The sequence below is a fragment of the Pseudarthrobacter kochi genome (assembly GCF_055412805.1).
The window spans coordinates 1-10,295 of the sequence record NZ_JBVAYV010000069.1; the positions used below are offsets into that span (position 1 = coordinate 1).

Here is a 10,295-nt window from a genome sequence, read left to right on the forward strand (position 1 = left end):
TCGGTGGTCAATGGGTTCTAGACAAGCTCCATTTTCCTTGAAAAGACGGGCATTCTCGGTTTAAACCGCCGTCGGCGCCCCGACCATCATCGGTGGATCAAGGCTAAGGCAGGGTCAGAATGACCGGGCCATCCTTCGTGACGGCCACGGTGTGCTCGCTGTGGGCGGCGCGGCGGCCGTTCGCCGAGCGCAGGGTCCATTCGTCGTCGTCGTGGAAGTAATCGTCCTTGCCGCCCAGAATGAGCATCGGTTCGATCGCGATGACCAGGCCCTCGGTCAGCTTGATGCCGCGGCCGGGCCGGCCGTCGTTGGGAACGTGCGGCTCGGCGTGCATGGTCTTGCCGATCCCGTGGCCGCCATGGTCTGCCAGCAGCCCGTAGCCGGCGCGGCGTGCTGCCCCGCCAATCGCGTAGCCGAGGTCCCCCATTTTGTTGCCGATCCGGGCAGCCTCGATGCCACGGGCGAGGGCAGCGTCTGTGGCGTCGATCAGGGCCTGGTCCACCGGGTCGGCGGTGCCCACGATGAAGCTGATGGCCGCGTCTCCGCACCAGCCTTCGAGGAACGCGCCGCAGTCCACGCTGAGCAGGTCCCCGTCCTGGAGCCGGTAACCGTTGGGGATGCCGTGCACCACGGCGTCGTTCACGGACGTGCAGATGACCCCGGGAAACGGCACCGAAGCCCACCGCGGCTTGTAGTTCAGGAAGGCCGGCGTCGCTCCGGCGGCCGCAATGGTCGCCGCGGCCACCTCGTCCAGTTCCTTCAGGGACACGCCGACAGCGGCAGCCTCCCGGACGCGTTCCAGCGTGTTGGCCACCACCCGGCCGGCGTCGCGCATCAGGGCTATCTCGGCTGGGGTCTTGATCATCGACATGCCTTCAACTCTAGGGCCAGCCGCGGCGTGGCTAAAGTTGCCTCATGGCCAACCCTGAGCTGATGTCCGCGATCCGCCTACGACTGTCCGCGACAGCCGATCCCGTCCGGGCGGCGGGGGCGCAGGCCTATATGAAATCCGATATGCCCTCGCTGGGGGTCCGGGTTCCGGAGGTCCGGCGGATCGTTAGGGCCGCCGCCACGGAGTTGGCTCCCGGTTCCCTCGAGGAGCTGCAGTCCGACGTCCTGGAGCTGTGGCGGGGCGCACGCTGGCGGGAGGAACGCTATGCGGCCATCGACCTGACCGGTCTGAGGCTGGCCGCGGGTGAGTTGAGCATGCTCCCTCTCTACGAGGAGATCATCCGCAGTGGCGCCTGGTGGGATCTGGTGGACGGAGTCTCGCACCGGCTGTGCGAGCTGCTGCAGACACACCGGGAGGACATGTCCCGCGTACTGCTCGGCTGGAGCACCGACGCGGACTTCTGGATCCGGCGGGCCTCCATCACGGCGCAGCTGGGCGCCAAATCCGCCACCGACCCTGCGCTGCTCGCTGCGGTCATCGAGTCCAACCTGGCCGACCCCGAGTTCTTCATCCGGAAAGCGATTGGCTGGGCCCTGCGTGACTACGCCGCCACGGACCCTGGCTGGGTCCGGGACTTCGCGGCACGGCACGGCGAGGCACTCAGCCCGCTGTCCCGCCGGGAGGCGCTACGGAAGCTTAGATGACCGGGCGGGTGGTGACCGGTTCCTCGGACTTGCTGAACAGCAGCTTGGTCCTGGGGTCCAGGAAGATCAGGTACAGGGCGAAGAGCAGGGCAATGATCGCGGCAGCGTTGCGTGCCAGGGCCAGCGCCAGGCCGAGATCCGCGGTCTGCAGGTAGGGGAAGACTTCCAGCTGGTCCGAGATCGCGTAGACCATAAAGAATGACACGATGAAGTACAGGGCCTTGACCTGCCAGTCATCACGGATGCCGGTGACGGCGAAGAGCGGGATAAGCCAGACGACGTACCAGGACTGGATCATCGGGGCGAGGACGACGACGGCGGCGAACGCCAGCGTGAGGCGCCGTATGAGGCGGTCATAGTCGCCGCGGAAGATCTGCCAGGCGATGATGCCGAGCGCCAGCACCTTGCCGGCGTCGTACACCCATTTGGCCAGCCCCCAGCCGTCGAGTCCGAAGGCGTTGAAGATCGAGGCAACCACGAGGCCCAGCAGCCCGACGGGAGCATACCAGATCCAGATGCTGCCCGGGGCGGAGAGTCCGTTGATCCAGCCGAAGCCGAAGCCGTTGACCAGGCTCATGGCGTACAGCAGGGCCAGGCTGATGCCGGCGGTGAGCCCCCAGAAAACGAACTTCCGCGGCCAGCTGGCGTTCTTTCCCGCCCACAGCAGGCCGATGAAGGGCAGGAAGACGATCGTGATGGGCTTGACCGAGATGGACAGGGTCACGAGGACCAGGCCGAGGATGACACGCCGGGTGGCGCAGTAGTACAGCCCGGCCAGGGCCAGACCGATCATGAGGGCGTCGTTGTGGACGCTCGCGATGAAGTTGGTCAGGAAGAGCGGGTTGGCAGCGGTGAGCCACAGGGCGCGGTGCGGGTTGACACCGTGCAGTTCGGCCAGTTTCGGCACGTAGATGATGCACAGGACGATCCCCACCAGCGCGGCGAGGCGGAACAGCATAATGCTGCCCTCGGGATGCACGTTGGTGGACCAGACGACGAACTGCTCGATCCAGAGGAAGAACTGGCCATACGGTACCGGCGCCTCGGTCCACATTTTATCGGCGCCGAGCTGGAAATAGTTCGACAGCGCGGAGATGCCGTTTTCGTACGGGTTGAAGCCCTCCACCATCAGGCGGCCCTGCCCGATATAGGCGTAGACGTCGCGGCTGAACAGCGGAACGGAGAACATGAGGGGCAGCCCCCACAGGACAACCGCCTGCAGTGTGGCCTTGCGGGCCTCCGCCCCCCAGACCCGCACGCGCTGTCCGAGCCGGAGCCACGCGCGGACGAGGAGCATCCCGCCGACGGCGAGCAGCACAATGCACAGTCCGACGCCGACTGCCTCGGTGCGCATCCAGATGAACAGCGGCACACGCCGGAGTTCGGAAGCCGGCGCGAGCCAGCCCACGCCGAGCGAACCGATCGCCATAAAGAGAGAGCCGATGAATCCTGCCAGAAGCGGCGAACGGGCGTTGTCGACTTCAGCAACGGCTGCCGCCGGGGACGTGCCGGCAGCCGTTTTCCCTGCAGGCGCCGTCATCTCAGGATCGTCCAATCTGTTGTGGGGCACTTTCCCGCCCTCAGCCGGCCGTTTGAACGGGCCGGGGGGCGCGCCGCGATGACGAAAAATTTCGACGCACGCGTACCCGAAATCTTAGCACCGGACCGTCCGGCGGTGGCGAAACGGTAGGCTGGGCGCGTGCCTATATCTAATGAACGCATCGTCTGGATCGACTGCGAAATGACCGGCCTGGACACCACGAACGACGCCCTCATCGAGGTGGCCGCGCTGGTGACGGACTCGGAGCTCAATATCCTCGGTGACGGCGTCGACGTCGTCATCAAGCCCGATGACGCCGCCCTGGCGCAGATGAACGACTTCGTCCGCGACATGCACACCCGCTCCGGGCTCCTGGCGGAACTCCCGCACGGCAAGACCATGGCGGAGGCCCAGGCCATCGTCCTGGACTACATCAAGAAGTGGGTGCCCGACCCGAAAAAGGCGCCGCTGGGCGGTAACTCGGTGGGCACCGACCGTGTCTTCCTGGTCCGTGACATGCCCGAACTGGTGGAGCACCTGCACTACCGGGTCATCGACGTGAGCACCATCAAGGAGCTCTCCCGGCGCTGGTACGCGCGGGCCTACTTCCAGTCCCCCGCCAAGCTCGGCGGCCACCGGGCCCTCGGCGACATCCAGGACTCCATTGATGAGCTGCGCTACTACCGCGAGGCCGTCTTCGTACCCGCGCCGGGGCCGGACAGCGCCACGGCGCAGCTGATCGCCAAAAAAGTCATGGGAACGGCGGAGGAACCGGCCCCGGCCGAGTAATTTGCGCCACGTTTGCGGGAAATTTTGGCGAAATCCCGAAAAGTGGCAAAAGTGGCCCCGAAGAACAGGTAAGCTATTTGTCGTTGCCTTTTCAGCCAGCCGGTTCGCCGGAGGGCATGGCGGGGCACATGGTGGGCGTAGCTCAGTTGGCAGAGCGCCTGGTTGTGGTCCAGGAGGTCGCGGGTTCAACCCCCGTCGCTCACCCTCACGAAGGACGGCAGTAATTGTCCGACCTCAGACGAAGGCCGTACCGGATATCCGGTGCGGCCTTTGTTGTCTGTCCATGGAACCGTGCACGGAAGGAACTGCGTTGAAGCGTACGCTTTTTGAAGAAGACCACGAGATGTTCCGTGAGATGGCAGCCGAGTTCAATACCCGCGCCGTCGCACCGCACTACGCCCAGTGGGACAAGGACCACATGATGTCCCGGGAGCTGTGGACGGCGGCCGGCGAGCAGGGCCTGCTGGGCCTGGCCGTGCCTGAAGAGTTCGGCGGCATGGGCATGAACGACTACCGCTTCCGCGCCGTGCTGGACGAGGAGTTCGCCAAGAGCAACCACCTCGCGGTGGGCCTGGCCTTCCACCTCCACGATGACATGGTGCTCCCCCACCTGCTGGCCTACGGCTCCGACGACCTCAAGGGCCGCTGGCTGCCCGGCATGGCCTCGGGCGAAAAGGTCACCGCGATCGCCTGGACCGAGCCGGGAGCCGGATCGGACCTCCGCGGCATCCGCACCAAGGCCGTCCGCGACGGCGACGACTGGCTGATCACCGGGCAGAAGACCTTCATCGGCAACGGCATCTCCGGGGATGCCTCCCTGGTCCTGGCCCGCACCGACGGCAGCGCCGGCCGGGGAAAGCAGGACTCCTTCTCCCTGTTCATGGTCCACAAGGGCGAAGGTTACACCGCCGGCAACCAGCTGGACAAAATGGGCCTCAAGGCCTCGGATACCGCAGAGCTGTTCTTCGACAACGTCCGGGTTCCGCACGCGGACCTCGTCGGCGAAGAGGGCAAGGGCCTGCAGTACGCCGCCGGGCAGCTCCCCCAGGGCCGGCTCGCGATCGCGGTGGCGAGCTCCGCCGTCGTCCGCGCCGTCTACGAGGCGACCGTCCGCTACACGAAGGACCGTAACGCCTTCGGCGAGCGGATCATCGACTTCCAGAACAGCCGTTTTGAACTGGCCGACATCCTCACCGAGGTCGAAGTCACCGAAACGTACGTTGACCGGGCCATCCAGGCTTTCAACGCCGGGGAACTCGACGCCGCCTCCGCCGCCCGCGCGAAGCTGTGGGCATCCGAGCGTGCCAAGTCCGTCACCGACCGGTGCCTCCAGCTGCACGGCGGCTACGGCTACATCATGGAATACCCCGTGGCTCAGGCTTTCCTGGCCGCCCGGCTGCTGACCATCTTCGGCGGCACGAACGAAATCATGCGCGACGTCGTCGGCCGCACCATCGCCGGCTGACCCGGCTCCGTTTTTGACAGCCAAGCACCAGAGGAACTTTCCTGACATGACCGTTCTGCCCATCACGATCTGGGGTGAGCCCGTACTCCACCGCCGGGCCGCCGAGGTTGAAGTCTTCGACGACGAGCTCCGGACCCTGATCGCCGACATGTTCGAGACCAACGACGCCGCCAACGGCGTCGGTCTCGCCGCACCCCAGGTCGGGGTCGGCAAACGGCTTTTCATCTACAAGTACGACAACGACGACGACGCCCCGCCGTCCGGAGCCGTCGTCAACCCGGTGCTGACCCTCTCCAAGATTTCCGGGGCCCTGCCGGATCCGGACGAGGAAGACGAAGGCTGCCTGTCCTTCCCCGGCGGGCAGTACCCGCTCAAGCGCGCGGAATGGGCCCGGGTGCAGGGCTTCGACGGCGACGGCAAGCCGGTTGATTTCGAGGCGACAGGTTGGTTCGCACGGGTGATCCAGCACGAATACGACCACCTCGACGGCAAGCTCTATGTCAACCGGCTGATCGACCGGTACGCCCGCAAGGCCATGAAACAGGCCAAAAAGAGCGGCTGGGGCGTCCCCGGGCTGACCTGGATGCCGGGTGTGGACCCGGACCCCTTCGGGCACTAGGGTCCTGGGGTCACGGTCTCCGCTCGACGGCAGCCAGGATCGCCGCCCCGAGTTCAACGGGCTTCGTGAACTGCGGCCAGTGCCCGGTGGGCAGGTCCACGTAGTCGACGTCCCGGACGCTGCCGAGCTCCGCGACATAGGGGTGGCCGGCCCCGATCATTTCGATCAGCATGGAGGACGGAAACTCGCAGGCGATGACTGTGGCCGGGACATTATAGCGGCGCTCGTCGTGCAGCCGCTGCTGGTCCTGGGCCACGCCCTTCGGCTGCGGAACGGCACGGGCCCGGAACATGGCCCGCAGCTCCTCGCCGAGGTCGGTGAGGTCTTCGTCTTCGAACAACTCCCACGGCGGAAGCGGCACGTCGTCGCCGTCATCCGGCAGCTCATCGTTGATAACACCGCCGTTGCCGAGCGGACCGCTGTCAACGTAGATGGCCCTGGCCACCCGGTCCGGGCGCGAGTCGACGGCGCCGTGGATGATGGCGCCCCCGCCCGAATGGCCCACCAGGACCACCGGGGCATCGAACTCGTCGATCTTCGCCACGACGGCGTCAATGTGGGTGCGCAGTCCAATGCCCGCCCGCGGCGCGTTGGCCGATTCCAGCCCGGGCAGCGTGAGCGGGTGGACCTGATGTCCGGCCGCGACCAGCGCCGGGGTCACCTCCTCCCACGACGAGGCGTCCAACCAGAATCCGGGTACCAGGATGATGTCCATGCCGGTACCCTACCTGCCCGGGCCGAGCCGCGGCACCGGCACCGGATCAGCGGAACTATTAGTCCTCGCCGGACTTTTGCAGCATGGCGGCATGGTCCGGGACGTAACGGAAAAGATCCCGTGGGGGGCGCGTGTAGTTGACGGCCTTCGGTCGTTCCGGCAGGGTTACCGGCTCCATCCGGACTTCGGTGTAATCGATGCTGGAGAGCAGGTGGGCCATCATGTTGATCCGTGCGCGGCGTTTGTCCTCCGCCTCGACCACATACCAGGGCGATTCGGCGGTATCTGTCTGCATGAACATGTCGTCCTTGGCCCGGGAGTAGTCCTCCCACCGGAGGATTGCCTCCCGGTCCATCGGCGAGAGTTTCCATTGCCGCATCGGGTCATCCATCCGGGACTTGAAGCGCCGCTCCTGTTCCGCATGGCTGATCGAGAACCAGTACTTGAACAGCAGGATCCCGTCCTGGACCAGCAGGCGTTCAAAGACCGGGCATTGGGCCATAAAGCGCTTGTGTTCCGTGGGTGTGCAGAATCCCATCACATGTTCGACGCCGGCCCGGTTGTACCAGGAACGGTCCATCAGGACGATCTCCCCCGCGGCGGGAAGATGCTCGACGTAGCGCTGGAAATACCATTCACCGCGCTGCCGCTCCGTCGGGGCCGGCAGCGCCACGATGCGGGCAACGCGCGGATTCAGGTATTCGGTGACCCGCTTGATGGCGCTGCCCTTGCCCGCGGCGTCGCGTCCCTCAAAAATCACCAGCACGCGGGCGCCCGTGCTGCGGACCCATTCCTGCAGCGCGACGAGCTCGGCCTGGAGCCGGAAGAGTTCGGCCTCGTAAACACTGAGGGCCAACCGCTTTGACCCGTTTGAATCCGGCCCCTTGGTGCCCTTCCGACCGGCCTGTACCTTGCCGGAGCCGGCCTTGCCGTCGCCGGCCTTGCGATGTGCCATGGTTCCCGTTCCACTCGTTGCGCCGGACTATCGTGTGGCGCATCCTGCCGCGCCCATTCTCGCGGAGCAGCCGACCGGCCACAAGGGGACGTCCTGCCCCGGGACACCAGCAACCCCGTGCTCCTATGCTTGGGCCATGGAACCCCCCAGACCGATGGCGATGCAGCCCATCCTCACGCTCACCATAAACCCCGCACTGGACGTCAGCACCACCACCGAGCGCGTCATCAGCGGCCACAAGCTGCGCTGCGGCACCAGCCGCCTCGACCCCGGCGGTGGCGGCGTCAACGTGTCCCGGGTGGTGCAGCGCCTCGGCGGCCGGACCCTGGCGGTCTACACCGCCGGCGGACCCACCGGAGAGGCCTACCGCCGCCTCATCGAAGCCGAACGCGTCCCCACCCTGGCCGTGCCGATCCACGGGAGTACCCGCGAGGACTTCACGGTTGATGAGACGACGACGGGCAAGCAGTTCCGCTTCGTGCTGCAGGGCCCCGAGCTGAGTGAGCCCGAGTGGCGCTTATGCCTGGCGCTCGTGGCGGACTCGATCCCGGTGGGAGGGTATGTCGTGGCCAGCGGCAGCCTTCCGCCGGGCGTTCCGGAGGACTTTTACGCCCAGGTGGCCCGGCTGGCGCGCCAGCAGGATGCCCGCTGCATCGTGGACGCATCCGGACCGGCCCTGGCCGAAGCCCTCGCCGAGGGGGTGTTCCTGGTCAAGCCGAGCCGCCGGGAGCTCGGGCTGCACTTCGGAACGACCCTGGAGAGCGATGAAAGCCAGGTCGAGGCGGCCGCGGCGCTGGTCGCGGACGGCTCGGCCGAACATGTCGCCCTGACCCTGGGCGGCGAGGGTGCCGTGCTCGCCTCGAAATCCGGGACCCTGCGGCTGGCCGTGCCCCGGGTGAAGGTGACAAGCACCGTCGGAGCCGGGGACAGCTTCCTGGCCGCGTTCGTGCTCCGCCTGGCCCAGGGCCGCACCCTCGAGGACGCGCTCCGGGCCGCCGTCGCCGCCGGTAGCGCCACGGTGACCACGTCCGCCACCGAACTCTGCCACCGCGAGGATGTGGAACGGCTGGAAGCCGAACTCGCCGCCCAAGACGGGAATGCAGACGGGGCCGCCACGTGAAGCCGGGACCGGTCCGTCTGGCGCTCGGGCTGCTGCTTGTTGTGGGAACGGCCGGCTGCTCTGGCTCCGTGCCAAACGCCTGCCCTGCCCTTGCGTGGTTCAACTCCCTCACGGTGTCGCTCGATGGCAACGTTGGGAAGGTTAGCCTGGTTGAGTTCTGCGCGGCGGACGCCTGCTCCGTCCGCGTCGATGGCCCGGTCCGAATTCCTGAGACCTCTGTCAGCCCCGGCGCCGTGCCCGGGCCGGCCACATCCCTGCCGGTCACGCCGGACCCAACTGCGTCCGGGGCAGCCGCGTCCGGGCGGCCCTACAGTCCCTTCACAGCGTCCCGGGTGGACGACCGGACCTGGAAGGTCAGCCTGATGATGCGGTCGCCGGAAACGGTGACCATCAAGGCATATTCCGCAGACGGGAGCGTCCTGGCCCAGCGCGAGGTGCAGCTGGGCTGGACCCGGGTGGGCGGCAGCGAGGCATGCGGCGGACCCGAGACTGCCGGCCCTGTCAGGCTCGTCATCTAGGCGAACTCCGGTCCCGCGCCCGGTCGCCGCCTGCCCAGGCAAAGGACCGCGTTGTTAGCCCTGGACCAGGGTCAGCAGTTCGACGACCTGGTAGGCATCATGACCGGGGACCACGTTGTGCATGGTGATGCGCCCCTCCGCCGGGCTGATGTGGATCCGCCAGCCCCAGTCCGGGCCGGTCGGGGCGGAGTAGGAGCCGTTCAGGCGGAGCACGCCGTCCTCGCCGACGCCGCCGCTCAGGTCCATCCACGCCGGTCCGGTGTGCCAGGAGTCGACCCACACCGCCTTCGACTCCCCGTCCGCGGTGGCTCCGCCCAGCAGCAGGAGACCGTCCTGGGCTTTGTCCGCGTCGGACCACGTGTAGGCGATGGTCCCGAAGTGCGCCGCTGTCACGCTCACCGTGGCGGTGGCTGCCGACTCCTGGCACTCGTCCGTCGGCATGATGCGGAGGCGGTTGGTGCCCTGCCGGCTGCCCAGCTGCGGTGTCAAGTATTCGACAATATCCATGGCTGCAGTCTACTGAGCGGCCGCGACAATCGTCTGCTGTCCGGGGCAGGAGGACAGGACCCGCTTCATGGCGTCCTTCTCCGCCGGAGTGACCCATAACAGGTACGCTGCCTTCACCGAGATCTGCCGGGCGACATAGTGGCAGCGGAAGGCTTTGTTCGGCGGAAGCCAGGTGGCGGCGTCGGACGCGCCCTTGTCCTGGTTGGCCGGGCCGTCGACTGCGATGAGGTTCAGCGGGTCGTTCGCCAGATCCTCGCGTTGCCCGGCAGTCAACTGCTGGGCTCCCTTCTGCCAGGCGTCCCCCAGTGCGACGACATGGTCGATCTGCACGGCCTTGCTGCTGTCCGCTCCCCGGCTAAACGCAATACCGTTTACTTAGCGTCTGTTCTGTTAATGTTGGTGTATGGCTCGCAGCGGATGGATTAAGCCCGAAACCCCGGAACGTTTGAGTGATCACGTCTCCCTGGGGGT

At 66.8% G+C, this 10,295-nt stretch carries 11 protein-coding genes, 1 tRNA gene and 1 pseudogene; 7 read left to right on the top strand and 6 right to left on the bottom strand.

Features of this window, described 5'->3' with window-relative positions; translation table 11 throughout:
* Positions 1 to 103: 103 nt before the first annotated feature.
* Positions 104 to 871, bottom strand: a complete 768-nt coding sequence (gene map / locus ACZY0Y_RS18825; protein ID WP_463959756.1) for a type I methionyl aminopeptidase — start codon at positions 869 to 871, stop codon at positions 104 to 106.
* Between the two features lie 44 nt (positions 872 to 915).
* On the opposite strand from map, the gene ACZY0Y_RS18830 reads away from it, so the two are divergent.
* A complete protein-coding gene (locus tag ACZY0Y_RS18830) occupies positions 916 to 1,596 on the top strand; it encodes a DNA alkylation repair protein (RefSeq protein WP_463959757.1) in 681 nt (226 codons plus the stop codon).
* Here the strand turns inward: ACZY0Y_RS18830 and mptB are convergent.
* On the bottom strand, positions 1,589 to 3,136 hold the full coding sequence (gene mptB, locus ACZY0Y_RS18835; protein WP_463884571.1) for a polyprenol phosphomannose-dependent alpha 1,6 mannosyltransferase MptB: 1,548 nt from the start codon (positions 3,134 to 3,136) through the stop codon (positions 1,589 to 1,591). The two genes, ACZY0Y_RS18830 and mptB, sit on opposite strands and share 8 nt — an antisense overlap.
* A 159-nt stretch (positions 3,137 to 3,295) precedes the next feature.
* Between mptB and orn the strand changes: the two genes are divergently transcribed.
* From orn to def, 4 genes are all read left to right on the top strand, one after another.
* Positions 3,296 to 3,925 carry an oligoribonuclease gene (gene orn / locus ACZY0Y_RS18840; RefSeq protein WP_463884569.1) on the top strand — a complete coding sequence of 210 codons (630 nt, stop codon included), beginning with the start codon at positions 3,296 to 3,298 and terminating at the stop codon, positions 3,923 to 3,925.
* Positions 3,926 to 4,056: 131 nt separating this feature from the next.
* Positions 4,057 to 4,129 (top strand) — tRNA-His (locus ACZY0Y_RS18845).
* A 106-nt stretch (positions 4,130 to 4,235) separates the two neighbouring features.
* Complete coding sequence (locus tag ACZY0Y_RS18850; RefSeq protein WP_463959759.1) at positions 4,236 to 5,390, top strand: acyl-CoA dehydrogenase family protein; 1,155 nt, start codon at positions 4,236 to 4,238, stop codon at positions 5,388 to 5,390.
* A gap of 46 nt (positions 5,391 to 5,436) precedes the next feature.
* Entirely contained in the window at positions 5,437 to 6,009 is a 573-nt protein-coding gene (def, locus tag ACZY0Y_RS18855; protein WP_463959761.1) for a peptide deformylase, read from the top strand.
* 10 nt (positions 6,010 to 6,019) lie between these two features.
* Here the strand turns inward: def and ACZY0Y_RS18860 are convergent, their stop codons facing one another.
* Positions 6,020 to 6,724: an alpha/beta fold hydrolase gene (locus ACZY0Y_RS18860; protein ID WP_463959762.1), complete on the bottom strand. Its 705-nt coding sequence runs from the start codon at positions 6,722 to 6,724 to the stop codon at positions 6,020 to 6,022.
* Positions 6,725 to 6,782: 58 nt separating this feature from the next.
* Complete coding sequence (gene ppk2, locus ACZY0Y_RS18865; protein WP_463884561.1) at positions 6,783 to 7,679, bottom strand: polyphosphate kinase 2; 897 nt, start codon at positions 7,677 to 7,679, stop codon at positions 6,783 to 6,785.
* A gap of 136 nt (positions 7,680 to 7,815) precedes the next feature.
* On the opposite strand from ppk2, the gene ACZY0Y_RS18870 reads away from it, so the two are divergent.
* Positions 7,816 to 8,799 carry a 1-phosphofructokinase family hexose kinase gene (locus tag ACZY0Y_RS18870; RefSeq protein ID WP_463959764.1) on the top strand — a complete coding sequence of 328 codons (984 nt, stop codon included), beginning with the start codon at positions 7,816 to 7,818 and terminating at the stop codon, positions 8,797 to 8,799.
* A complete protein-coding gene (locus tag ACZY0Y_RS18875) occupies positions 8,796 to 9,317 on the top strand; it encodes a hypothetical protein (protein ID WP_463959766.1) in 522 nt (173 codons plus the stop codon). The genes ACZY0Y_RS18870 and ACZY0Y_RS18875 overlap by 4 nt, the downstream gene beginning before the upstream one ends.
* A 54-nt stretch (positions 9,318 to 9,371) precedes the next feature.
* Here ACZY0Y_RS18875 and ACZY0Y_RS18880 read toward each other — a convergent pair whose 3' ends face one another.
* Both ACZY0Y_RS18880 and ACZY0Y_RS18885 read right to left on the bottom strand, forming a co-directional pair.
* A complete protein-coding gene (locus ACZY0Y_RS18880; protein WP_463959767.1) occupies positions 9,372 to 9,824 on the bottom strand; it encodes a DUF1579 family protein in 453 nt (150 codons plus the stop codon).
* Positions 9,825 to 9,833: 9 nt separating this feature from the next.
* Positions 9,834 to 10,190 (bottom strand): annotated as a pseudogene (locus tag ACZY0Y_RS18885) (HNH endonuclease family protein); the annotation flags it as partial.
* Positions 10,191 to 10,295 lie beyond the last annotated feature (105 nt).